At 44.7% G+C, this 25,229-nt stretch carries 23 protein-coding genes; 15 read left to right on the forward strand and 8 right to left on the reverse strand.

The genetic code is table 11. The features are described from left to right. Positions 1-318: 318 nt before the first annotated feature. From ccmA to R7Z41_RS22025, 10 genes are all read left to right on the forward strand, one after another. Positions 319-936 carry a cytochrome c biogenesis heme-transporting ATPase CcmA gene (ccmA, locus tag R7Z41_RS21980; protein ID WP_005380511.1) on the forward strand — a complete coding sequence of 206 codons (618 nt, stop codon included), beginning with the start codon at positions 319-321 and terminating at the stop codon, positions 934-936. 1 nt (position 937) lies between these two features. Beyond that, positions 938-1,606: a heme exporter protein CcmB gene (ccmB, locus tag R7Z41_RS21985; RefSeq protein WP_005380512.1), complete on the forward strand. Its 669-nt coding sequence runs from the start codon at positions 938-940 to the stop codon at positions 1,604-1,606. Between the two features lie 109 nt (positions 1,607-1,715). Beyond that, complete coding sequence (locus tag R7Z41_RS21990; protein WP_005380513.1) at positions 1,716-2,459, forward strand: heme ABC transporter permease; 744 nt, start codon at positions 1,716-1,718, stop codon at positions 2,457-2,459. 11 nt (positions 2,460-2,470) lie between these two features. After that, positions 2,471-2,677: a heme exporter protein CcmD gene (gene ccmD, locus R7Z41_RS21995; RefSeq protein ID WP_005380515.1), complete on the forward strand. Its 207-nt coding sequence runs from the start codon at positions 2,471-2,473 to the stop codon at positions 2,675-2,677. After that, positions 2,674-3,159 carry a cytochrome c maturation protein CcmE gene (gene ccmE / locus R7Z41_RS22000; RefSeq protein ID WP_005380516.1) on the forward strand — a complete coding sequence of 162 codons (486 nt, stop codon included), beginning with the start codon at positions 2,674-2,676 and terminating at the stop codon, positions 3,157-3,159. Before ccmD ends, ccmE begins: the two co-directional genes overlap by 4 nt. Next, positions 3,156-5,132: a heme lyase CcmF/NrfE family subunit gene (locus R7Z41_RS22005; protein WP_104979594.1), complete on the forward strand. Its 1,977-nt coding sequence runs from the start codon at positions 3,156-3,158 to the stop codon at positions 5,130-5,132. The genes ccmE and R7Z41_RS22005 overlap by 4 nt, the downstream gene beginning before the upstream one ends. A 1-nt stretch (position 5,133) precedes the next feature. Further along, positions 5,134-5,688 (forward strand): DsbE family thiol:disulfide interchange protein, encoded by a 555-nt coding sequence (locus tag R7Z41_RS22010; protein ID WP_225477522.1) that lies wholly within the window; start codon positions 5,134-5,136, stop codon positions 5,686-5,688. Then, positions 5,685-6,170, forward strand: a complete 486-nt coding sequence (locus R7Z41_RS22015) for a cytochrome c-type biogenesis protein (RefSeq protein WP_005380519.1) — start codon at positions 5,685-5,687, stop codon at positions 6,168-6,170. The genes R7Z41_RS22010 and R7Z41_RS22015 overlap by 4 nt, the downstream gene beginning before the upstream one ends. After that, on the forward strand, positions 6,170-7,384 hold the full coding sequence (ccmI, locus tag R7Z41_RS22020) for a c-type cytochrome biogenesis protein CcmI (RefSeq protein WP_065274745.1): 1,215 nt from the start codon (positions 6,170-6,172) through the stop codon (positions 7,382-7,384). Before R7Z41_RS22015 ends, ccmI begins: the two co-directional genes overlap by 1 nt. Positions 7,385-7,600: 216 nt before the next feature. Beyond that, positions 7,601-8,374, forward strand: a complete 774-nt coding sequence (locus R7Z41_RS22025; RefSeq protein ID WP_005380523.1) for a VacJ family lipoprotein — start codon at positions 7,601-7,603, stop codon at positions 8,372-8,374. A gap of 74 nt (positions 8,375-8,448) precedes the next feature. Here the strand turns inward: R7Z41_RS22025 and R7Z41_RS22030 are convergent, their stop codons facing one another. From R7Z41_RS22030 to R7Z41_RS22045, 4 genes are all read right to left on the reverse strand, one after another. Beyond that, the gene (locus tag R7Z41_RS22030) at positions 8,449-9,765 is read right to left on the reverse strand and encodes an outer membrane protein transport protein (protein WP_042522518.1); all 1,317 of its coding nucleotides are present in this window, start codon (positions 9,763-9,765) and stop codon (positions 8,449-8,451) included. A gap of 309 nt (positions 9,766-10,074) precedes the next feature. Further along, positions 10,075-11,334, reverse strand: coding sequence for an outer membrane protein transport protein (locus R7Z41_RS22035; protein WP_206970962.1), 1,260 nt, complete (start codon positions 11,332-11,334; stop codon positions 10,075-10,077). A gap of 297 nt (positions 11,335-11,631) precedes the next feature. Next, positions 11,632-12,363 carry a DUF3379 domain-containing protein gene (locus R7Z41_RS22040; protein ID WP_206970961.1) on the reverse strand — a complete coding sequence of 244 codons (732 nt, stop codon included), beginning with the start codon at positions 12,361-12,363 and terminating at the stop codon, positions 11,632-11,634. After that, the gene (locus tag R7Z41_RS22045) at positions 12,356-12,931 is read right to left on the reverse strand and encodes a sigma-70 family RNA polymerase sigma factor (protein ID WP_005380528.1); all 576 of its coding nucleotides are present in this window, start codon (positions 12,929-12,931) and stop codon (positions 12,356-12,358) included. The genes R7Z41_RS22040 and R7Z41_RS22045 overlap by 8 nt, the downstream gene beginning before the upstream one ends. A gap of 720 nt (positions 12,932-13,651) precedes the next feature. Between R7Z41_RS22045 and fadI the strand changes: the two genes are divergently transcribed. Then, positions 13,652-14,959 (forward strand): acetyl-CoA C-acyltransferase FadI, encoded by a 1,308-nt coding sequence (gene fadI / locus R7Z41_RS22050; RefSeq protein ID WP_005384447.1) that lies wholly within the window; start codon positions 13,652-13,654, stop codon positions 14,957-14,959. Beyond that, entirely contained in the window at positions 14,959-17,070 is a 2,112-nt protein-coding gene (fadJ, locus tag R7Z41_RS22055) for a fatty acid oxidation complex subunit alpha FadJ (RefSeq protein ID WP_225477524.1), read from the forward strand. The genes fadI and fadJ overlap by 1 nt, the downstream gene beginning before the upstream one ends. 62 nt (positions 17,071-17,132) lie before the next feature. On the opposite strand, the gene R7Z41_RS22060 is transcribed toward fadJ, so the two are convergent. Beyond that, a complete protein-coding gene (locus R7Z41_RS22060; protein ID WP_017635936.1) occupies positions 17,133-17,387 on the reverse strand; it encodes a hypothetical protein in 255 nt (84 codons plus the stop codon). Between the two features lie 168 nt (positions 17,388-17,555). Continuing rightward, positions 17,556-20,333 carry an insulinase family protein gene (locus tag R7Z41_RS22065; protein WP_213896714.1) on the reverse strand — a complete coding sequence of 926 codons (2,778 nt, stop codon included), beginning with the start codon at positions 20,331-20,333 and terminating at the stop codon, positions 17,556-17,558. A gap of 374 nt (positions 20,334-20,707) precedes the next feature. Between R7Z41_RS22065 and sixA the strand changes: the two genes are divergently transcribed. Then, entirely contained in the window at positions 20,708-21,172 is a 465-nt protein-coding gene (gene sixA, locus R7Z41_RS22070) for a phosphohistidine phosphatase SixA (protein WP_005380537.1), read from the forward strand. A gap of 96 nt (positions 21,173-21,268) precedes the next feature. Here sixA and smrB read toward each other — a convergent pair whose 3' ends face one another. After that, positions 21,269-21,799, reverse strand: a complete 531-nt coding sequence (gene smrB, locus R7Z41_RS22075; protein WP_005380539.1) for an endonuclease SmrB — start codon at positions 21,797-21,799, stop codon at positions 21,269-21,271. A 62-nt stretch (positions 21,800-21,861) separates the two neighbouring features. On the opposite strand from smrB, the gene prmB reads away from it, so the two are divergent. Then, positions 21,862-22,794, forward strand: coding sequence for a 50S ribosomal protein L3 N(5)-glutamine methyltransferase (gene prmB / locus R7Z41_RS22080; protein WP_005380541.1), 933 nt, complete (start codon positions 21,862-21,864; stop codon positions 22,792-22,794). A 180-nt stretch (positions 22,795-22,974) separates the two neighbouring features. Next, positions 22,975-24,060 carry a chorismate synthase gene (gene aroC, locus R7Z41_RS22085; protein ID WP_206970957.1) on the forward strand — a complete coding sequence of 362 codons (1,086 nt, stop codon included), beginning with the start codon at positions 22,975-22,977 and terminating at the stop codon, positions 24,058-24,060. A 223-nt stretch (positions 24,061-24,283) separates the two neighbouring features. Here the strand turns inward: aroC and R7Z41_RS22090 are convergent, their stop codons facing one another. Further along, a complete protein-coding gene (locus R7Z41_RS22090) occupies positions 24,284-24,907 on the reverse strand; it encodes a trimeric intracellular cation channel family protein (RefSeq protein ID WP_005380544.1) in 624 nt (207 codons plus the stop codon). Positions 24,908-25,229: the final 322 nt, after the last annotated feature.

The following is a 25,229-nucleotide window of genomic DNA, read 5'->3' on the forward strand; positions in this document are numbered from 1 at the left end:
TTGGCGCTGGACTAAACAAAGGCCCCCTTTTAGGGGGCTCACACAAAGCCACCTTCTTTAGAAGGTGGTAATTTACTTTTAGCCTCTAATGCTCTTCTTAAATACAACCCTAGACAACCTTCAGTCGATCTTGCTCTTAGTTCTGGCCTCTCAAATTCAAAATGAGCGCTTATAACTACTTATAGTTAATTTTATTAAAGTGTGATGATTAATTAACAAAAATACATGAACTTACATGTAACCTAGCCCTCTTATCCTGTTTTGTCATAACTAAGCTGTGCTAATATAGCGGCTCGTTCATTTTTTAGTTGAAGCTCTATGTTAGAAGTGTCTAACCTGACAGCAATCCGTGATGAAAGGGTTCTGTTTGAAAACCTGCAGTTTGAAATTAAGCCTGGTGAATTGGTCCAGATCGAAGGGCGTAATGGTACTGGTAAAACTACATTGCTACGGATTGTGACAGGGTTAGGTGATAGAGAAGAAGGTGTCATTAAATGGAAAGGCGAAGAGGTTGAAAAATCTCGTGATGTTTTCCATCAAGATCTGCTTTTCTTAGGACATCAAACAGGAGTGAAACGAGAGCTTACCGCATTAGAAAACTTACGTTTTTATCAATCTATTCAAAATAATCGCTCTTCAGACGAAGAAATCTTTATCGCTTTGACTCAAGTAGGATTAGCTGGTCGAGAAGATGTGCCTGTAGCACAACTTTCCGCAGGTCAGCAACGACGAGTCGCATTGGCAAGGTTATGGCTCAGTAAGCAAATTTTATGGATCTTAGATGAGCCGTTGACTGCCATTGATAAGCAAGGTGTCAAGGTGCTTGAATCTTTGTTCGCAAGTCATGCTGATAATGGCGGTATTGTTGTGTTGACGACGCATCAAGATATGTTTGCGGACAGCCCGAAACTTAGAAAAATAAAGCTGGGTGACTGATATGATTTCCTCGATGACCACCATCATTCGTCGTGAGCTCCTAATCGCATTTCGCCGTCAGGCAGACATTCTGAACCCGCTGTGGTTCTTTATTATTGTCATTACTCTCTTTCCTCTGAGTATTGGACCAGAGCCTAATTTGTTAGCACGTATTGCAGCGGGCATCGTTTGGGTTGCCGCATTGCTGTCCGCCTTATTATCATTAGAGCGTCTATTTCGTGATGATTTTCAAGACGGTGCACTAGAACAAATGATGCTAATGCCGATTCCATTGCAACTTGTAGTGGTTTCAAAGGTCATAGCACATTGGTTGTTAACAGGGTTACCTCTGATTTTAATTAGCCCATTATTGGCGGTTTTACTTTCGCTCGACTTCAATACTTGGCTATCGGTTGTATTAACCTTGATGATCGGTACACCAACACTAAGTTTTATTGGCGCCATTGGTGTGGCGTTGACTGTTGGGTTGCAAAAGGGTGGCGTTCTTTTGAGTTTGCTTATTCTTCCGCTCTACATCCCAATTTTGATTTTCGCAACATCGGCAATTGATGCTGCCGCACTCGGTATGGCGTATAACGGTCAACTAGCGATTTTAGGTGCGATGCTAATGGGGGCGATGACATTAACGCCTTTTGCCATCAGTGCCGCATTACGAGTTAGTGTCAACTAACTCAATAAAGTGCCAATGAAGCGGCGCTTGATCAAAGAATTATTATTAAAGCACTGCTACGGTCTCAACCCTTTAGACAGTGTCCCTGAAGTAAGAGTGAGAACAAAACATGTGGAAATGGCTACATCCTTATGCCAAGCCAGAAGCAGCTTATCGTTTGAGTGGTAAGTTTCTGCCTTGGTTTTCTGTATTGGCCCTCGTATGCTTATCGGTTGGTACGGTTTGGGGGCTTGCATTTGCGCCTTCAGATTACCAACAAGGTGACAGTTTCCGAATCATCTACATTCATGTCCCATCAGCTATTTGGTCTATGGGCGTTTATATGTCGATGGCGATCGCTGCATTTATTGGCCTAGTATGGCAAGTTCGCCTATCTGATATGGCGGCACTTGCGATGGCTCCGATTGGTGCAGTATTTACTTTTATTGCTCTACTTACAGGTGCTGTTTGGGGCAAGCCTATGTGGGGCACTTGGTGGGTATGGGATGCCCGTCTTACATCTGAATTGATTCTTCTATTTCTCTACCTTGGTGTGATTGCGCTTTACCATGCGTTTGACGATCAAAAAACCGCCGCAAAAGCTGCTGGTATTTTAGCGATCGTAGGCGTAGTAAACCTACCTATCATTCACTTTTCCGTGGAATGGTGGAACACGCTTCATCAAGGTGCGACGATCACGAAATTTGAACAACCTTCTATTTCATCCGACATGCTTTGGCCGTTATTGCTGAACATCTTTGGCTTTGCGTTCTTCTTTGGTGCCGTGACGATGGTCCGTTTTCGTAACGAAATCATCAGTAAAGAAAGTCACCGCCCTTGGGTGCGCAAACTCGCAACAGAACAAACTCAGTGAGGTAACTGATTATGCATTTTGAATCTCTGAGCGACTTTTTTGCCATGGGTGGCTACGCATCATACGTATGGAGTGCGTTTGGTATTACTTTCTTATCCATGCTGATTCTTCTGATCACTAGCCTTCGCCGCGGTGATGCATTATTGAAAGAAGTGAAAGCAAAAATTGACCGTCAAGCTCGTATCGACGCAGCGAAGAACATGGAGAACACCTTATGAACCCGAGACGTAAAAAGAGGCTAGGTATTGTACTAGCGATCTTTATCGGTATTAGTGCCACCATTGGTTTGATACTTTATGCGCTTAACCAAAATATGGACCTTTTCTACACTCCAACGGAATTGGTTAATGGTAAGCCAGATGGCACCAAGCCAGAAGTAGGCCAGCGTCTGCGTATCGGTGGAATGGTGGTTGTGGGCTCAGTTCGTCGAGATCCTAATTCTTTGAAAGTGAGTTTTGACCTGCACGATGTCGGTCCGAAAGTGACGATTACCTATGACGGTATTCTTCCTGACTTGTTCCGTGAAGGGCAGGGTATTGTTGCTCAAGGTGTACTGAAAGATGCCACGACAGTTGAGGCATTTGAGGTCCTAGCGAAGCACGATGAAGAATACATGCCACCAGAAATTGCAGAAGCGATGAAGAAAACGCATGAACCGCTTCAATACAGCACCGAACAGAAACAAGGAAGCGGCCAATGATTGCTGAAATCGGTCACTTTGCTCTCATTCTTTCGCTTGCAATGGCTGTGCTGTTGAGCGTATTGCCATTGTGGGGAGCATCGAATAATAACGCCATGCTCATGAACACAGCGCGACCGCTATCTTGGTCTATGTTCCTGATGCTGTTGTTCTCTTTCGCCATTTTATGTTGGGGATTTTATACCAACGACTTCACGTTACAGTATGTAGCGAGCAACTCGAATAGTCAGCTTCCTTGGTACTACCGTTTAACCGCAGTATGGGGTGCGCACGAAGGTTCACTGTTGCTATGGGTTTTAATCCAAGCTGCTTGGACTGTCGCTGTAGCGACGTTTAGTCGTGGTATGCCGCAAGAGTCGGTTGCACGTGTACTTGCTGTTATGGGCATGATCTCAGTGGGTTTCCTACTGTTTATCATCCTAACGTCAAACCCATTCCTACGTACGTTACCGTTCTTCCCGGTTGACGGACGTGACTTGAACCCTCTGCTTCAAGATCCTGGTTTGATTGTTCACCCGCCAATGCTTTACATGGGCTATGTTGGTTTCTCGGTTGCGTTCTCTTTTGCGATCGCATCCCTAATGACCGGACGCCTTGATACGGCTTGGGCTCGTTGGTCTCGTCCTTGGACAACCGCAGCATGGGTATTTTTAACACTTGGTATCGCACTAGGTTCTTGGTGGGCTTACTACGAACTTGGCTGGGGTGGCTGGTGGTTCTGGGACCCAGTAGAAAACGCATCATTCATGCCTTGGTTAGCGGGTACCGCATTAATGCACTCTCTTGCCGTCACAGAAAAACGCGGCACATTTAAAGCGTGGACGGTACTATTGGCAATCTCTGCATTTTCGTTGAGTTTGTTGGGCACCTTCTTAGTCCGTTCCGGTATTTTAGTATCGGTGCACGCGTTCGCGTCTGACCCGTCGCGCGGTATGTTTATTCTAGGCTTCCTCGTTTTCGTTATCGGCGGCTCTTTATTGCTGTTTGCCGTAAAAGGGGCAGCAGTGCGTGTACGAGGTAACTTCGACTTAGTCTCACGTGAAAATGCGCTCTTAGCCAACAACGTATTACTTATCGCCGCTCTTGTTGTGGTGTTAGTGGGGACACTGTTGCCGCTCGTACACAAGCAGCTTGGTTTGGGGTCGGTTTCTATCGGTGCGCCATTCTTTGACATGCTGTTTGCGTGGTTAATGATGCCATTCGCTTTCCTGCTTGGTATTGGTCCTCTTATTCGTTGGAAGCGAGACAATTTATCTAAACTTGTGAAACCAATGCTCGTTTCAGGTGTGCTTGCTTTCGCCTTGGCCGCGCTATGCGTGTACCTGTTTGCCGATTTCTTCTCAACCATGGCTTACATTGGTTGGGTGATGGCGATTTGGATTATTGCGATGCATGGCTTTGAACTGTACGAGCGCGCAACGCACCGTCATAGCTTTAGTGAAGGTGTTCGCAAGCTGCAACGTAGCCACTGGGCAATGATGTTGGGTCATGTTGGTCTGGCGGTATCTGTTATCGGTATTGCGATGGTACAGAACTACAGCATCGAGCGTGATGTACGTTTAGCACCTGGTGAACACTTCCAAATTCAAGGCTATGATTTCTATTTCTCAGGCTTGCGTGATAAAGATGGTCCAAACTACGATGGCTACATCGCAGACTTTGAGATCACACACGATGGCAAATACGTGAATACGCTTCACGCAGAGAAGCGCTTCTACCGTACGGCTAAGTCTATGATGACTGAAGCAGCCATTGACCGTGGTATTAGCCGCGACTTATACATTGCAATGGGTGAACGTTTAGACGACAACCGATCTTGGGCTGTTCGTATTTACTATAAACCGTTCGTTCGTTGGATTTGGGCTGGCTCTTTGATTATGGCACTAGGCGGCGCACTAGCGATTTCTGATAAACGCTACCGCTTCCGTAAATCGCCGAAGAAAAATGCGAAGTCAAAAGAGCAGGAGGCATAACATGAATAAGAAAATCTTATTTATTCCGCTTGTCGCTTTCATGATTTTAGCGGGCATTTTCGCAACCCAATTAATGCGTAACCAAGAGGGCGATGATCCAACTAAATTGGAGTCGGTTTTGGTTGGCAAGCCAGTTCCTGAATTTCATTTAGAAGACCTGGCTGAGCCTGGAAAACAGTACGATCAATCAATTTTTAAAGGTGAACCGTTGCTCTTGAACGTTTGGGCAACGTGGTGCCCAACGTGTTATGCAGAGCATAAATACCTAAACGAATTGGCGGGTAAGAGCGTTAAGATCATCGGTATGAATTACAAAGATGATCGTAATAAAGCAATAGGTTGGCTGAATGATCTCGGCAACCCGTACTTGATCAGCCTATTTGATGGCAGTGGTATGCTTGGCCTTGACCTTGGCGTTTATGGTGCTCCAGAAACATTCATTATTGATGCAAATGGTGTGATTCGCTATCGCCATGTAGGGGATGTAAACCCACGTAATTGGTCAGAAACACTGGAGCCGCTTTACAACAAATTGGTTGAGGAGGCGAAGCAATGAGAAAGCTAATTCTTGCCGTTTTTGCTGCGATGACATTATCTCTTGCTGCTCATGCGGCCATTGAAGTGTACGAGTTTGATAATTTGGAACAAGAACAGCAGTTCAAAGAGTTAAGCCATACGCTCCGTTGCCCTAAATGTCAGAACAACACGATCTCGGATTCTAACGCTGAACTTGCTCAGGACTTACGCCATAAGGTGTACGAAATGACCAAAGAAGGTAAGTCCAAAGATGAGATCGTTGATTACATGATCGCCCGTTACGGTAACTTCGTGACTTACAACCCACCATTTACGGTCGCGACTGCGATTTTGTGGCTAGGGCCACTCGCTGTAGTACTGGGTGGTTTTGGTTTGATTGTACTGCGTAGCCGTAAATCTAAAGTTAAGGCAAAAGCGAGCAGTGACGAGCAATGGGATGAGCAAAAAGAAGCTCGTTTAAAAGCATTGCTTGAAGAAGAGAACAACGGAGATAAGAAGTAATGACACTATTTTGGATTTCCACCGTTGCTCTCACGCTTATTGCTTGTGCGCTGGTGGCTTTGCCGCTGCTTAAACAAAAAGCGAACAATGATGATGTGTTACGCGATGAGCTCAACAAGGCATTTTATAAAGACCGACTATCTGAGCTTGCAGAAGAAACTGACGAAGGTCTGGTTGAAAGTGAAGACGAACTGATTTCTGATCTAAAGCAATCACTGCTTGACGATATCCCTGGTGATAAAGCGCAAAAAGAAACCAAGGTTTCTCCAATCGCGGTTTTAGTTCCATCGGTAATTCTGACGGTGGTGCTGAGCTATGGTTTGTATTATAAATTTGGCGCGTCAGACGATATTGTTCAATGGCAAGAAGTGTCTGCAAATCTACCTGAGTTATCGAAAAAGCTGATGTCGGCTTCTTCTGAGCCGCTGAGTGACGATGAAATGGCGGATTTGACCCTAGCCCTTCGAACTCGCTTACATTACCAGCCGGAAGACTCGACAGGTTGGTTACTGCTTGGTCGTATTGCGTTAGCAAATCGTGATGTCACCACAGCTATCGATGCGATGGAAAAATCATACCGCCTAGAGCCCAAAGACCCAGATGTGATGTTGGGTTATGCACAAGCTCTGATGCTGTCTCAAGAGGAAATGGATCAAGCGACGGCTCGCTCATTACTCGGCAAGCTGATGCAGCAAGACTATGTCGATCTGCGTGTGTTTTCTTTGTTAGCGTTCGATGCGTTTGAGCGTCAAGACTTCCCGGCTGCCATCAAGTACTGGGGAATCATGCAGCAAATGATTGGTCCAGAAGATAGTCGCTACGAGATGTTGTCACGCAGTATTGAGAGTGCTCGTAAGCAAATGGGCGAAGCGGTTTCACCGGATAAGAGTGTAGCTGTGACAATTAATGTGGCACCAAATGCTCAGTTGGATCCAAACGCAGTTCTGATTGTGTCAGTACATCGTTCAGATGGCTCCCCAATGCCTGTGGCTGCTGCTCGTTATCCGCTAGGTACTTTCCCTCGCACAGTCGTATTAGATGATGGCAATGCCATGATGCAAGGGCAAAAGTTATCTACACTCGATAAGCTAATCGTCCGTGTGCGTGTAGATTCTGACGGTAACGTAGCAACGCGTGATCAAGATTGGCACGGAGAAAGTGACGTCGTTGAATTTGGCGCACCAGTAGAAGTGACCATTGATCAGCAGTATTAATTGTTAACATCTGTCTCTGAAACATGACAACGAGGTAGAGTCAGTTGCCTTTAGTGGTATGACTCTAAACGATCGAGTAGAATACCGAAGGCCAGCGATTGCTGGCCTTTATTTATTCCCATATCTGAGTCATCTTTACTATGTATCCTGCTCAACATACGTACAATGGTTAATCGGGGTGACTTAGGTACATTAATAGTCGTTATGGAAAATAAAATGTATAACAAGGGTAAATCTACCTTCTTGTTGCTGTTAGCCGTTGGACTGGTTGGCTGTTCAAGTGCGCCTGATGAAGCAGTAACAGGACAAGAAACAAATCAAACGACTTCTGATGTGTATGACCCGTTGGAAGGCTTTAACCGAACCATGTGGGAACTCAACTACGAATATTTAGATCCGTATTTGGTTCGTCCTGTATCACTTGCGTATGTAGAATACACGCCAGTTCCTATTCGTTCTGGTATCGCTAACTTCTTATCGAACTTAGATGAGCCAGCAAGCATGGTTAATAACTTAATCATGGGTAATGGTACGAAAGCCGTGGACCACTTTAACCGTTTTTGGATTAACTCGACGTTCGGTATTTTCGGTTTATTCGATATTGCAAGTGCCGCGGGTATTACGAAGTACGACGAGAAAGCGTTCAGTGATGCAGTAGGCCACTATGGTGTTGGAAATGGTCCTTACTTCATGGTTCCAGGTTATGGTCCGTATACCTTACGTGAAGTGACAGATACCGTAGATAGTACGTATTTACCCCTCTCTTATCTCAACTTCTGGGCGAGTTTGGGTAAGTGGGCGTTTGAAGGAATGGAGAAGCGTGCTTTATTAGTACCGCAAGAAGCGCAGCTAGACTCGTCGCCGGATCCATATATTCTAACTCGCGATGTTTATATCCAGCGTCAAAACTTTAAAGCAGAAGTTGAAACGGTAGAAGAAGTTAACATCGAAGAAGAAGAGTATTTAGATGAATATCTAGAAGACTTTTAAGCGTTGTTCTTCACAATAGAGAAATGAAAAAAGGCTTAGCTGATGCTAAGCCTTTTTTGTATTTTGCAGCTTGGTTAGAAACGGTAGTTTGCTTGAACACCGATTAGCCAAACATTACCCGTAGTTTCGCCTACGAATTGGCCGCCGACTTGTTCTGCAGTGTCGTCTGACTTGTAACCACGAGACTCAACGATTGGTGCGTCTTTCGCAAAAATATAGGTGAAGCCAGCGTCTAGGCTGAAGTCTTTCGTCCAATCGTACGTTGCGCCAATACTTAGCCAAGTGCGGTCAGTTTCTGGAATAGTGATCGTACGGTTTTTGTCGCTTACCGCTGAAGTATCGTATGCAATACCAGTGCGTAGCGCTAGCTTAGGATCAAGCTGGTAAGTAGCACCAACAGCAAAGCGATAATTATCTTCCCAGTTTTCTACTTTAACCATATGCGTGCCTGCAGTATCTAGACGTGCTTCCAATTTCTCGAAAGAGCTCCAATCCGTCCAGTTAACGCTTGCGTGTAACGCAAGTTGGTCTGTTACTTGGTGGAAGCTTGCCAACTCAGCCGTTGCAGGCAGGTTTAGATACATGTAGCCGTTGTCGCGTTCAGAAGTACCGAAGCCAAAACCAAGACCTTCAGCATGGCCTTCAAGCTTTAGTTCAACTTCAGATTTGTACGCGAAGCCGATACGGTTATTTTCATTGATCTGCCATGCTGTACCAACTTGCCAGCCCCAAGCGGTATCGTCACCTTCCATGTATTTTAGAGCGGTACCTTGAGGAACACTGATTGGTTGATTAGTTTCAGGATTTAACCCTACAACGTTATTCTTAGGAGCTGCTGCGCCAAAGCTGCCTTCGCCGATGATGTAACGGATACCACCACCAACGCTGATTGATTCATTGACTTTGTAAGCTGCGTTCAAGTTCGCTTCCATTGTCGTTACGCTTGCTTCGTTACCGAAGTGCGAGGCACCAAAGCCTTTACCTAAATCGGTTTCCATGCCGTAGTTGGTGCCAAATGCCAAACCAATCGCGAATTTCTCATTATATTGGTGTGATAGGTAGAAGTTTGGAATGATTGCATCATGTGCGAAGTCATCTGAAGATGCAGAAGAAGTGCTACCGTGGAAGTTTACATCACCTTCAATATCAATATTTGGGTTCACATAGATTGCACCAACGGACACTTGAGTGCCTTCCAAATAAGTTAGCATTGCTGGGTTACGCCATTGTGCACTTGCGTTGTCAGCCATTGCAGCTTCACCAGCATATGCTCGACCTAGGCCTGTTGCAGAATATTCAGCAAGTTGGAAACCTGCTGCGTTAGCCATGCCCGTTGCGCCAAGTAGGCTTAATGCCACTGCTGTTGATAGAAGAGTCTTGTTGGTTTTCATTCGAATGTTCGCTGATTTATTTATAACGTGGGACGAAAGTTTAAAGGTAGAGTTTTTACTTTAGAAATGAAAATCCAGTATAAGCAGTCATTTGGAATATTATGCTTTCAAGTGTTGATTTGGTGGTTTAATTATCTAACTGTGAAAGGCTTGTAAACGGAATTCAGCGAACAGCTGTGCGTCCTAATTGTGAGATTTAGATACACGTGTTCACTCAAATTGAGTGGGCAATAAATCGCAGATATGAAAAAAGGCTGGAAATCCAGCCTTTTATATAAAGTATTTTTCTACTAACTAACAGCGAAGCGTTTAGAAGCTACGGCTGTATTGTAAGCCGAATAGAATAGCATCAGCATGAGTTGTTGCTGTTACACCGGTAGAAAGAACAGGAGATAATTGAGTATTCTCATTAACTTTTACATCTTCACCTAACAAGTACGTGAAGCCAAAATCGATGTTTGAGCTATTATCAATATGGTAAGAGAAACCTGTGGAGAACCACTGGCGATCAGAGTCTGGTACCGAGATAGACGTTACTTTATCTTGAGCGCTTGTGTCGTACATGTAACCAGCACGAAGTGTCCAGTTGTTGTTTAGGTAGTAAGTACCACCAATTGCGTAGTGCCAGCCATCTTGCCATTGATAGTCTTTCGAGTAACCACCTTTAAGTAAACCCTGATTTAGGTTCTCAAAATCAATTTGGTCGAAATCTTTCCAACCGATGTATTGGATGCTGTAGTGTACAGCAAACTTAGTGTCTTGGATTTTGTGGAAACCAGAAAACTCGGCCATATCTGGCAGAGGTAGAGTGATTTCCTGACCTTTGTCGTCTTTCGCCGTAAATTCAGGGCTGTAACGATACGCTAGACCAAAACGGTTGTTTTCATCTAGTTCGTACACAGTACCAACGTTAAAACCAACAGCCCAACCATCAGCTTTATCTACGTCCAGAATTTTTTGACCGCCAACCCCTGGGACTGAAGAGCTAGTTGTACGCTTCATTGTGCCTTGGCCGTAGATTAAATCTAAACCAGCACCAAAGCTCCATTGTTCGTTTAAACGGTAAGAACCCGCCAATCCAAAGTTGAAGCTTTTTACATCCGTAAGACCACCGTACTCGGTTGCGGTGTAGTTATCTGAAAATTCAGTTTTAGTGCCGAAATTAGAGTATGCGTTTACGCCCCATGTAAACTTGTCATTTACTGGAACGATTAGGTGAATGTTTGGAGCTATTGACGTATCACCCACATCATCAGTATCAGCAACATTTACAGTACTGGAGCCCAAAGGAGTATTAACGTTATATTTCGCATCTTTCACTTCAATCATTGAAGTAATGCTTTCGAAACCTAGCGAAAGTTCCATTTTATCAAACAGAGCCATTGCTGCTGGGTTACGAGCCATTACTGCTGCATTATCTGCGATTACTGCATCACCAGCAAATGCACGGCCGATGCCAGTTGCTGATTGAGCGTTGATTTGGAAACCCGCTGCCATCGATTGACCTGAGGCAAAAGCTACCGTTACTGCTAGGAGAGTCTTTTTAAACAGACGCGTGTTCTGAGTCATTTGTTTTTCCTTATTAGATTCGTCTCTTTGGACGATAAATTGAGCTTTTGCTCAGTGGCGCAGATAGTAGTATCAATAATTGCTTGGACAAATCCGACCATTGGATAAAATTGAATAAAAATTGCAGAAATGATGTCTAAAAGACGGGAAGTTGCACTTAAAATGCATAATTTAGAGTTTAAGCTCTAAATGCTATAGCGGTGGTGAATGTTTTGTGCTCTATTTATACAAAAATGCCGCTAAATAAGATCATTTAGCGGCATTTAACCTTTTGAAAGCTGGAAATCGTCGAAGTTGTTACATCGGCTTAATCATTGATGCAAGAGTCGTAGCGATAGCATCAATATTTTCACCTTCTTCCCCGACTAAAATCAGGCTTGAACTCCCAACGGGCTGAACGACTCCGGTCATGCCATCCTTATTAAAGTCGGTACTTTGTTCGCTTGGAATACCAGTAATAAATAACGTTACTTTACCTTTTGGGCCTTGGAACACCATATGCACCGCATTAGATTCGCCAAAACCGCAGTGGTTTAGGTAGTAAACGTGATATGGAAAGTTTTCACTAAACTGGTAATGAAATGGCGACATTTTCGCATTAATTTGCGAGCTCGGTACATCCTCATCAAGATGACGAACAAACGGCTCTTCATGAATAACGTGTTTCATCGCGGTATCCGCTAAACTGGCTTGTGCTGGAGACACCAAAACATTTCCCCAGTTTACTTGGCCAACTAATAATCCTGCGGTGAACGCAATAGAAGCGGCAAGTGCCATTGCTTTGCGGACAAAGTTTGGTCTTACGACCTTCCCTTCATCAAGTGCACTCGACGTCTGGCTAAATAAAATCTTATCTGCGAGATCTTCGGGTACATCCACATTCATGGCTTGTTTAATTTTTACATCGAGATCCAAAACGTCATCAACAAACTTATTGTTGGCGTCGCTACCAGCTAAAGCTTGCAGAATCTCTTCATCCTTTTGTTTTGGATCCGACAAAATACGACGACGAAATTCTAAATCATCCATTCTTTTGTCCTCTCTTAGTATCTTGAGAATCCAACATCTCTTTAAGTTGATTACGAGCGCGAAATAGTCGAGTCATCACTGTGTTTTTATTTAAATCAAGAATGTCGCCAATTTCTTCTCCACTGAAACCACCGACAACTTGGAGAAATAAAGGCTCACGGTATTCAACATCGAGCTTCATGATCTGTGCCTGCAGCCATTCTTGCTGATGATGTGAGTCATCGCTGACTTTAGCATCATTGCCGTAATCATCGATATCAACTAAATCAAATTGTTTACGTTCGAAGCGGCGCGCATTTTCTCGTCTCAATATTGTGATGAGCCAAGACTTGGCAGCTTTTTCGTCCTGGAGGCTATCGAGTGACTTCCAAGCTCTAAGACAGGTTTCCTGAACTAGATCTTCCGCGACCGCTTTATCTTTGCACAACCAATATGCGTAGCGGTACAAGTCACGATGATACCCTCGGACGAGCGCTTCGTATTTTCTTTGCTTGTCCATATCAGAGTTGACCGGACTGTTGGAATTTTTCTTTCCAAACATTTTTAATATGGCCACAGGAGCCTCCATCCTCGCTCTGTGAGTTTCTTATTTGTTCTGAGCATGACTTTACTTGCTTCATCGCCTAGCGGTTTTGGTTGCAGGATTTGTCATGCAACCCCTTTGACACAATAAGCCATGTGGTTACCTAAAAGTGTATACGCAAATGTCAGATATCATCGAACACGAATTGATATATATTGTTAACAATATCATCATTAGTAATCAATGGCTTGGATAAGTTCACTCGATGGAGCATTAAAAGGGACTTCTGATGGTGGATTCTTGAATTGTTTTGAATCAATAATCGCTCTAGGTGAGCTTAAAACTCGTAAAATCACTATAAAATTGATCTATTTCAAAATATCAAGCAGTGAAGGGGTTATAGTACACCTTGTCATCTCGTTAGTCATTGCGACTAACATGTTGAGCAAGATGACACTTCCTTTTGAAGGCTGACTTTACTTTCTCCTAATCAGGAAACTGATTACTTTTCAATTGGCGTAAGTTAATTGTTTTATAGATATTCCGACCACACAGTTATGTGTGGTTTTTTTTTGCTTCGATTTTACTTTCCGTATACCTCTTACCGTTTTAACTCTCTATAGTTAACCATTAGTAATCGCATAAGAATCAAAGAAGTAGAGTAATTGAACTACTTGCTTCACGTTTATTTAAACGCACGTTTGATAAATTTAACAAATTCATTACAATGCATCAGGTCAGACCTCTTGTATTTAAGGAGAAACAATGGGCAAGCAGGAAGTAAAAACACGCAATGGTGAGCGTGTCGCTATTGTCGCGGGGCTTCGAACTCCCTTTGCTCGTCAAAGCACGGAATTTAGCCAAGTGCCAGCGGTCGATTTAGGGAAAATGGTAGTAAGCGAAATGCTTGCTCGAACAGATATTGATCCGAAGCTAATCGAACAAGTGGTATTTGGACAAGTAGTACAAATGCCTGAAGCGCCAAACATCGCACGAGAAATCGTGTTAGGCACCGGTATGAACATCCATACTGATGCTTACAGTGTGACTCGAGCGTGCGCAACGAGTTTTCAAGCGGCAGTTAATGTCGCAGAAAGCATCATGGCGGGAACCATCGATATTGGTATTGCTGGCGGTGCAGACTCTTCTTCCGTCCTGCCTATTGGCGTATCAAAGAAATTGGCCGCTAATCTGCTTGCTCTTAGTAAGACAAAAACAATGGGTCAGAAGCTTAGTATCCTCAAAAACTTGAGCTTTAAAGACCTGATGCCAGTGCCACCAGCAGTAGCAGAGTACTCTACGGGTTTATCCATGGGACAAACTGCAGAGCAAATGGCTAAAACACATGGTATTTCTCGCGCAGAACAGGATGCGCTTGCACATCGTTCTCATACGCTGGCTTCTCAAGCTTGGAAAGAAGGAAAAATCCAAGATGAAGTGATGACGGCTTTCCCTGAACCATACAAAAAATGGATTTCGGAAGATAACAATATTCGTCATGACTCAACGGTTGAGGGATACGCGAAATTGCGACCTGCGTTTGATCGTCAGTATGGCAGTGTTACGGCTGCGAACAGTACGCCATTGACTGATGGTGGTGCGGCAGTGATGTTGATGCGAGAAGGTAAAGCGAAAGAGCTCGGAATGGAGATTCTTGGTTACATCCGAGGTTATGCATTCTCTGCTATCGGCGTGGAAAAGGACATGCTGATGGGGCCGACTTATGCCACAGCGAAAGTGCTTGAAAATACAGGCTTGGAACTGTCAGACCTGACGTTGATCGACATGCACGAGGCCTTTGCTGCTCAAGCATTGGCGAATGTGAAGATGTTTGCTTCCGATAAGTTTGCTCAAGAAAACCTTGGTCGCTCAAAAGCGATTGGTGAAATTGACATGGATAAGTTCAACGTGCTTGGCGGATCAATTGCTTATGGTCACCCATTTGCTGCGACTGGTGCGCGTATGATGACGCAAACCCTACGAGAGCTAAAACGCCGTGGCGGTGGTATTGCATTGAATACCGCATGTGCTGCTGGTGGTCTTGGTGCGGCAATGATTCTGGAGGTTGAGTAATGAGCGAGCAAAAAGCATTTAGTCTAAAGGTTGATGAGCAAAATATTGCTTGGTTAGCCATCGATGTTCCTAATGAAAAAATGAATACGCTGCAGGCGGCTTTTGCTGACGAAATGAAAGAAATTTTTGCTCAGCTAAAAGACTCCAGTGGTATTAAAGGGATGATCATCCACTCCCTAAAACCGGACAATTTTGTTGCGGGTGCTGATGTTCGAATGCTAGAAGCATGCACCACAGCAAGTGAAGCGGAAGCCTTAGCAAGGCAAGGTCAGGATTTATTCCAGCAGCTATCGGACTTACCTTATCCTGTCGTTGCGGCTATTCATGGCCCATGTTTGGGCGGTGGTTTAGAACTGGCTCTTGCATGTGATTATCGTGTTTGTACGGATTCTGACAAAACGCGTTTAGGTCTGCCAGAAGTACAACTTGGTTTATTGCCAGGTTCTGGTGGTACTCAGCGTCTGCCACGTTTGATTGGCCTGTTACCGTCGTTGGACTTGATCCTGACGGGTAAACAACTTCGTGCGAAGAAAGCTAAAAAATTGGGCGTTGTGGACGCCTGTGTGCCTGACACCATTTTGCTCGACGTAGCAAAACAGTTTATCGACAAAGGTAAAAACAAGGGCACGAAAAAGCTATCGACGAAAGAAAAGGTGATGTCTGGTAGCGGGCTAGGGCGCAAGTTTGTATTTGAGCAAGCTGCGAAGAAAACGAATCAAAAAACTCGCGGTAACTATCCAGCAACGGTTGCAATTCTAGAAGTTATTCAACATGGCTTAGAGAAAGGCTTCGCTAAAGGTCAAGAACTTGAAGCGAAGCGCTTCGGTGAGCTTGTGATGAGCTCAGAGTCAAAAGCGCTCCGTTCGATCTTCTTTGCCACAACAGAAATGAAGAAAGAAAATGGCACGGATGCGAAACCAGCACCAGTTCATAAAGTTGGTGTGCTTGGTGGTGGTCTGATGGGCGCCGGAATCAGCCATGTGTCTGTTGCAAAAGCAAAAGTACCTGTTCGCATCAAAGACGTTAGCAACGATGGCGTTTTAAACGCGCTCAACTACAACTACAAGTTATTTGAGAAACAGCGCAAACGTCGCATTCTATCCAAGGCCGATCTGCAAGCGAAAATGCTGCAACTGTCTGGTGGTGTCGATTTTACCAGTTTTAATCATATTGATGTCGTAATTGAAGCCGTTTTTGAAGACTTAGATCTTAAGCAAAAAATGGTGGCGGACATTGAAGCGAACGCTAAGACAGAAACTATCTTTGCGACCAATACTTCTTCGTTGCCTATCCACAAAATTGCAGAAAAAGCAGAGCGTCCAGAAAACGTAGTGGGTTTGCATTACTTCAGCCCAGTAGAAAAAATGCCTTTGGTGGAAGTGATTCCGCATGAAACGACGTCAGATGAAACCGTTTCAACAGTTGTTGCACTTGCTAAGAAGCAAGGTAAAACCCCGATCGTAGTGAAAGACAAAGCGGGCTTTTACGTGAACCGCATTCTTGCGCCATACATGAACGAAGCGGCGCATATTCTGCTGGCTAACGAACCGATCGAAAAGATTGATACGGCGTTGCTTGACTTTGGTTTCCCTGTCGGCCCGATTACCTTACTGGATGAAGTCGGTGTCGACATTGGTGCGAAAATTATGCCGATCCTGGTTAACGAGTTAGGTGACCGATTCAAAGGCCCTGATGTGTTTGATATCTTGTTAAATGATGGACGTAAAGGACGCAAGAGTGGTAAGGGCTTTTACACTTACAAGGGCAAGAAGAAAGATGTCGACAAATCGATTTACAAACTGCTTAAGCTCGACCCTGAATCTAAGCTAAGCGATAACGATATTGCGTTGCGCTGTGTGCTGCCAATGCTGAATGAAGCGGTACGTTGTTTGGATGATGGCATCATTCGCTCGCCACGTGACGGTGATATTGGCGCGATATTTGGTATTGGTTTCCCACCGTTCTTGGGTGGTCCGTTCCGTTACATGGACCAATTTGGCATTAAAGAGCTCGTAGAGAAAATGAATGAGTTTGCATCGAAGTATGGCGATCGTTACGCGCCGTGTGATGGTTTGCTTACTCGAGCTGGTGAAGGGACAACGTTCTATTAAATGGTGCTTCGGTAGAGAAAAAGGCTTGCCAGTGGCAAGCCTTTTTCATTAAGAAGAAATGGTTACTTCTTCTTGTCTTTCTTATCTTTATTGTGGCCTTTACCTGGGTTGTCGTCCCCGTGAACGCTGCTATTACCTTTTTTGTCTTTATCGTTCCACTGTTTCGAGGAGCAATCATCTGAGTTGATAGATACATTGTCTCCGCTAAGGCGCACACAGTCGTCACTTAATTCGAAGCCATCGCCTTTGACTGAGATTTCAGCGTGAGCAGATGCCAATGGCAGTATAAGAGCCACAAGTAAAAGTGCTTTTTTCATGACTACCTCATTAAGTTATTTTTAGTGCGGGAATTAGAGCATAAGCCGTAATGGCGTAATTTCAATTTTCTGCTAATTATGGTGCCGATTCAATCTATGAGACCGACAATCTCACGGGGCTCTAGGTACATACTTAGTATTCGACAATTTTATTTCTGCGCAACTAGATCACCCCAAGCCGCAATCTTTTGGCCGAAGTTGGAACTCTTCAATTGATCCAATTTCTTGTCCTAGATGGATGCGCGGAGCCTCCGAATGCGCTTGACCTTGAGAGTGCATGATCAAACGATTTGCAGTACGAGGTTTCAATTCGTTCACAACGAAGCGAATCATGTCTGCGCGCGTCAGCTTCTTCAACTCCGCCAGTACCTTGTCACGTTGGTTAAACTCAGTGTCCTTATTTCCTATCGCAACCCAAAGACGTTGAGCCCGTCCTCGAAGTGTGGTGTCCGGCGTTGCTATTTGGTTCCACAAGCCGCGCTTACTGCTGTGCCATTGGTAATCGTTTAACTCTAACAGCACCATATAAAAGGCATTTAAAAACTCATCGATTGAGGTAACCAGCTCGGCAGGTGCTGCATTAGGTGACTGCACATACAGTACAATACCAGGGTGACGATTTAGCGGCATATTGCCAGTGCCTACCATGTAACCTAATTGCTGCTTGGTACGGATTTCGTGGAAAAACGTTGCCGACATAAGGTGATTGGCCAATGAGTATAGCGCGATACTACGAGGCTCAATATCCTCGCACTGGTGGTAAATAACGACCGCGGAATCTTGCTGATTACAATGCACCTCACGTTGAAAACTGCCATTTTTACCTAGCATAATGAGAGGACGAAGTGCCTCTTCATAACGTTGCTCGTTAACTCTTAGAGCATCCTTTAAGGTCGTTGCCATGTCATGGGCTTGCTGGCGTTGCCAGTCTCCGTAAACAAACATTTCAACGTGCAGTTCTGCAAGAATGGATTCTACGAATACCGAGAGTTCATCGACTTCGATTTCTTCTAGCGCTTCGACTAAGGTTGCGAAAGGCGGGTTATTGGGTTGAAGTAACCCAGTAAGTGCGTTAAACAGCTGCGAAATAGGGCGATCTTGTGAAGCATTTCTCCAGTTTCGTAACAGTTGTTGTTTGATGGTTTCAAAGCGAGCAGGGCTGAAATCTCGAGAAGCAAAACGGTGCAGAATCATTTCTAGCAACTGAGGCAGCTTTTGACTGAACCCTGAGAGGGTTAAGGTCACGCCACCTTGGTGAGCGTACATGTTGTAACCCATCCCTGCGATTTCTGCTTGATAGGTTTCTTTTGCTAGCGAATCGAGGAACATCTCTACACATAAGCGCGTTTTGACGATGTTCTTTGGTGATGCAACGGCATGAGAGCTGTCGATAGCGACATAAACGACACCTTTAGGCACGCGAAATTCGTCATCTTGCAAATGCCACAGCCGAAACCCTTCGAGATCCTCAATCAACTCTGGCAGCGAATCACCATTTTCGAGTGGCATGGGGTCGAGGTCGTAGCAAATATAAGGGTTCTTTTTCGGTAAGACGAATTGCCAGCTTGGGTCGATTTGTTGATAGAAACGACGTTGGCCTTCACTAAAAGGTGTGACGGAGTACGGGGTAAAGTACCATTCGGCAGTACGGTTGTATTCCAGGCCTTTAGCAATCAAAGTGACGCGTACATTATCGATGGTTAAGTATCGCAGCAATGAACGCTGTAACTCCTCATCGTAGCCCGCCATTTTGTAGTCACCATAAACCGTGTCTTCCGGTTGATAGTGCTGCATGTTGATCACCAGATGGCTGACGAGATCCATTGGGCGCGATGGCTCTTGGAAGCGGAAAGCCGATTCTAATACCGCTTGTTTTTCGAGATAGCGCCATTCATCTAACCCGTCTTGTTTGATCATCGAGAGGTATTGAAAAACCGCTTGAACGATATCATCAACATGATCTAAGCCGTTTGGCGTCAGGGTGCAGCTTACGGTAAAGTCTCGGTAGTTACTGCCACTCGCGCCGCCGCCCGCTGAGAGAGAGGTAATCCAGCCTTTTTCTTTGAGTTGAAGCATCAAACTGCCTTCTCCTTCATAACCCAACAGGTGAGCAAAGTAGGAGAGTGGCTTCACGCTATAATGCGCATCCATTCCCGGCATGGGGAATGTGAGAATCAGTTTACGGAACTCTTTGAGCGGCTCGACTTGAACCAAAATGCCCGTGCTTTCCTCAGTGCCGATCGGTACATCAATCGATTTTCCACGAAGATGGTGATTTGGGATGTCGGCAAACATGGTTTCTACCCAAGCTTGCTGTTCATCGAGCGGCTGTGGCCCAAATAGAGTCAGTGTCATCAAATCGGCGGAATACTGAGAGTGGTGAAACTCTACAATTTCGTCGCGGATGGATTTACCATCTCGGTCGCCAAGAGTATCTAAGTTTCCGACAGAGAATTTTGAAAACGGGTGCTCTGGATTGATGACTTCTTTGTTAACTTGATACAGGCGACGAGAATCATCATTGAGTTTGAGCTTGTATTCGGAGTCGACAGCCTGGCGTTCTTTGTCTAATGCTTCTTCGTTAAACAAAGGTGCGGTAAAAAATTGGCTAAATCGATCTAAGGCACTTTCAAAGGCATTTGGAGCAATATTGAAAAAGAAACAAGTGTGCTCTGTACCAGTCCAAGCGTTGTTTGTTCCACCGTGTTGGCTAATATAGCTTTGAAACTCGCCCACTTTAGGGTATTTTTCCGTACCCAAAAAAAGCATGTGTTCTAAATAGTGTGCCAGACCTTGGCGATCGTTTGGGTCGTCGAAGTGTCCAACGTTCACTGCCAGAGCAGCTGCCGACTGTTGAGCTGTATCGGAATGAATCAGCAGTACACGCAGTTCATTGCTCAAGGTAATGTAGCGGTATTGATTTGAATCGTTAGGACTTAGATGCACGATGCGTCTCCAGATTTCGCATTACAGTAATTTAGGCTCCCCTCGCGGGGGGCGCAAAGTTTGCGTTTCGACAAATACTGCTTGCCGTATTTTTGTTATTCGTAGACTTCTGCACAGGCCCATCGCGTTTGCGTATGGGGAAGAACTGTTTGAGTGAATGCTCTGAACTCATTGCACAGTTAAATAGTGTGATGAACTGAGTACATTCTTTTAATAGATTGTTAAGAAAGTCGCTATCTTTAACAAGCGAATTGGTATAATGAACAGATAATTATATCAGTATTTTTGTTTCGTCATTGTTAAAGTTAGCCCCGTCTATCTAATAAAGATAGCAGTCAACCTTTTGGTAGCGTTAGCTATCCCTAGGAAATAACATGAAAATATTCATCATGCGTCACGGTGAAGCCGAGCATTTTGCAGATTCAGACGCAGCACGACAATTGACCCCAAGAGGCAGAGTCGAATCAGAAGCGGTTGCTAGAGCCTGTAAAGAACAGGGTTTTGCGCAATTCGATAAAGTGTTGGTGAGTCCGTACATTAGAGCTCAACAAACTTGGCAAGAGATCAGTGCGTATTTCTCTGCAAAAAGCATTGAAACTTGTGAAGATATTACACCTTATGGCCAGTCCGAGCATGTCTTCGATTTCGCAAGTGCGTTAATCGAAGTCGAACAATTGGACTCGCTTTTGTTCGTATCGCATTTGCCTTTGGTCGGTTATCTGACTTCAGAGTTTGTAAAAGACATGACACCTCCGATGTTTCCTACATCAGGCCTAGTGTGCATTGAATATGATTTACAAACACAAAATGGTGAAGTGCTATGGCATATTACGCCATAAGTGTCTAAACCAAAATAAGCGTTTGCAAATTAGAGACCGAATAAGAAAGGCAGGAGATCCCTGCCTTTTCGTTTCGTCGTGTCTACAGCAAGCTTGTTACTTTTCAGGAATTGAAAGCAACACTAACAACGCACCATCACCACCAAATTCTAGTGGCGCTTGGTGAAAAGCCATAACGTCAGGATGCTGTGCTAACCAAAGTGGGGCTTTCTGTTTCAGGATGTGTTTCCCAATACCATGTTGCACACACGCACAATGAATCTCGTTTTTGATGCAATAGGCTATCATCGCACCAAGCTCGCGTTTTGCTTCTTGCTGTGTCATGCCGTGCATATCGAGGAACACGTCCGGTACATACACGCCACGACGTAGACGTTTGACTTCATAAGTGGAGACGTCGTCACGTGCATAACGAGTTGGACCTTCATCGTTTAATAGAGGGACAAACTCGTCTGAAAAGTAAAATTCAGAGTCACTCGCTTCACGGTTGGAGCGCTTGATTTCTTTTTGCTTAGTATTTTTTTTTGGTTGCTGGATTATGGTATCCTGTCGCAACTTTTTTACGCCCTGTACTGCTTCCTGAAACAAGGCGAAATCGTCATCGTTCTCGGTGTCTTTTTTGCTCATTAGGTAAACAATTTCATTAATAAACTTTATTGGCAGTATTGTAGCGCTTTTCGGAGGCAATTTTGGATAAGATTTTTGTAGAAGAAGCGGTATCGGAACTGCATACCCTTCAAGATATGATTCGTTGGACGGTAAGCCGCTTTAATGCAGCGAACCTGTTTTACGGTCATGGTACTGATAATGCGTGGGATGAAGCTGTTCAGCTTATCCTGCCAACCTTATACTTGCCGATTGATGTGCCTCCGCACGTATTGAACTCTCGCCTAACGACAAGCGAGCGTCTGCGTATTGTTGAGCGCGTAGTAAAACGCATCAACGAGCGTACGCCAACAGCATACCTAACAAACAAAGCATGGTTCTGCGGTCTTGAGTTCTTCGTTGATGAGCGTGTACTTGTGCCACGTTCTCCTATCGGCGAATTGATTCAAGCGGAATTCCAACCTTGGTTGGTGGAAGAGCCTACGCGCATCATGGACCTATGTACGGGTTCTGGTTGTATCGCGATTGCTTGTGCGCACGCTTTCCCTGAAGCAGAAGTGGATGCTATCGACATCTCTACAGATGCTCTACAAGTGGCTGAGCAAAACGTACAAGATCACGGCATGGAGCAGCAAGTGTTCCCAATTCGCTCTGATTTGTTCCGTGATCTTCCAAAAGAGAAATACAATCTAATCGTGTCCAACCCACCATATGTGGATGAAGAAGACATGAACAGCCTGCCAGATGAGTTCACGCATGAGCCTGAGCTTGGGCTAGCTGCGGGTACAGATGGTCTAAAACTAGTGCGTCGTATTCTTGCTAACGCGCCAGATTATCTAACAGATAACGGCATTCTTATTTGTGAAGTCGGAAACTCAATGATTCATATGATGGAACAGTACCCAGAGATTCCATTTACTTGGATTGAGTTCGAGAACGGCGGTCATGGCGTATTTATGCTAACGCGTGACCAGCTGGTTGAGTGTGCAGAAGAGTTTAAACTGTACAAAGACTAATAGAGTCTTGCACTAAACATCAAAACACCGAGCTTTATGCTCGGTGTTTTTTTATGCATACCTCGCCGATATTAACTCTTTACATCAAAACGTAATAAAGCCACTATGAATCCACGAAGAATTGGAAAGCAGCTATGCTCTGTTTTGAGAGAGCGTGGCGATAAAAAACTTGAGGAAGTAATGGCAGGAAACAGTATCGGACAACATTTCCGAGTGACGACATTCGGGGAAAGTCACGGTATCGCACTGGGATGTATCGTAGACGGATGTCCTCCGGGGTTGGAAATTACAGAAGCAGATCTACAAATCGATCTCGACCGCCGTCGTCCAGGCACATCACGTTACACCACACAACGTCGTGAACCGGATGAAGTTAAAATTCTTTCTGGCGTTTTTGAAGGCAAAACCACGGGCACATCGATCGGTTTGCTAATTGAAAACACCGATCAGCGCTCAAAAGACTACTCTGACATCAAAGATAAGTTCAGACCGGGTCATGCTGATTACACTTACCACCAAAAATATGGCGTCCGCGACTATCGCGGTGGCGGCCGTTCTTCAGCTCGTGAAACCGCAATGCGTGTGGCTGCTGGTGCAATCGCGAAGAAATACTTAAAAGATGAGTTTGGTGTTGAGATTCGTGCTTACTTGTCACAAATGGGTGATGTATCTATCGACAAGGTAGATTGGAACGAAATCGAGAACAATGCATTCTTCTGCCCTGATGCTGACAAAGTAGAAGCATTTGACCAACTTATCCGTGACCTGAAAAAAGAAGGCGACTCTATTGGCGCAAAAATCCAGGTTGTGGCAACTAACGTGCCTGTTGGTCTTGGGGAACCCGTATTTGACCGTTTGGATGCAGACATCGCGCACGCACTAATGAGCATAAACGCGGTGAAAGGCGTGGAAATCGGAGACGGTTTCGAGGTGGTAAACCAAAAAGGCAGTCAACACCGTGATACGCTTGCTCCTGAAGGTTTTGGTAGTAATCATGCGGGTGGCATTCTTGGCGGTATCTCGACTGGTCAAGACATTGTCGCTAACATTGCGCTTAAGCCAACATCAAGTATCACTGTGCCGGGTGAGACCATCACAAAAGAAGGTGAACCAACTCAGTTGATCACCAAAGGTCGTCATGACCCATGTGTGGGTATTCGTGCTGTGCCTATCGCAGAAGCGATGCTGGCAATTGTGGTGATGGATCATTTACTACGCCACCGTGGTCAAAACCATGGCGTACAAACCGAGACTCCAAAGATTTAAGAGCTTTGTGTCATTCCAGCGAGCTATAGCGAGACTAGGAATCTAATTTCAGCACGATGAAAAGAGAAAGAAACATCTCTGACAACAGAGTGCTCGGATAATAGATCCTGAATCATGCTCCTTCGTCGCTGTTCAGGATGACTGAATATAAAATTATGCCACTCACTGAATCGCGGGTGGCACAATTTTATCAGGCAAACTTTTTTGTTTAAGTAGTTTTTGCTTAATGAATCGAGCCTTCGGTTTCCAAATGGAAAGAAGGCAGACGCCACTTAAAGCGCACTGCAGCCATACGCAGCATGTAACCAGTAACCAGTGTAATGATCGTGGCAGTGACATCGGGAACATTGAATTCTAATAGCGCTAAGTACATTCCTGATGCGATAAGAGCGACAGAAGCGTAAAGCTCTTCATGCAGTACCAATGGTGTTTGGCGACAGATTAAGTCACGAAGTAGCCCACCGAATACACCCGTTACTAACGCTGAAACCATACAAATACCAGGGTGCAAGCCCATGCCCATCGCAATTTTTGTTCCGATGATACTAAACACGATTAAACCTAATGCATCGAGGCGAATGAACAGACCTTTCAGCTTAATCACCCATTTCGCTAAACCTGTTGTTAGCACACCTGCAACACACGTAATTGCAAGGAACTCTGGGTTTTTTACCCAACCAAGAGGGTAGTGGCCTAATAGAATGTCACGTACGGTGCCACCACCAATGGCCGTTGCGCTGGCCACCAACATAACACCAAACCAGTCCATCTTTCTTCTACCAGCACTTAACGCACCTGTCATGGCTTCAGCCGTGATACCAATGATATACAACACACTTAGCAACATAGGGAAACACTCAACGTAAAAAGTCACTACGTTCTACGAGAATCAGCGTAGGCGAAGTAACAACACTTACAAACGGTTCTATCTCTCTTAAAAAGTGATTAAAACCAGCAACATGCTTGTAATCAAACGGCTTAAAAATAGCGGTTTGAACGGCATCAAAATAAGGCGAGAGTGTAGTGGTAAATAAGTACGCTGACGAATGAGAAATTGTATGGAGAAAGCGACCTTCAGATAAATTCAACTAATAACCAAAAATGTGGGGTTGCCTTTACCTCATAGCTAAAAACAGCGACAATATGCAGCGCATGTCAAACTGAAGTAC

Origin of the sequence: Vibrio sp. 1457, from assembly GCF_033340195.1 — a bacterium.
Lineage (GTDB): Bacteria > Pseudomonadota > Gammaproteobacteria > Enterobacterales > Vibrionaceae > Vibrio > Vibrio alginolyticus.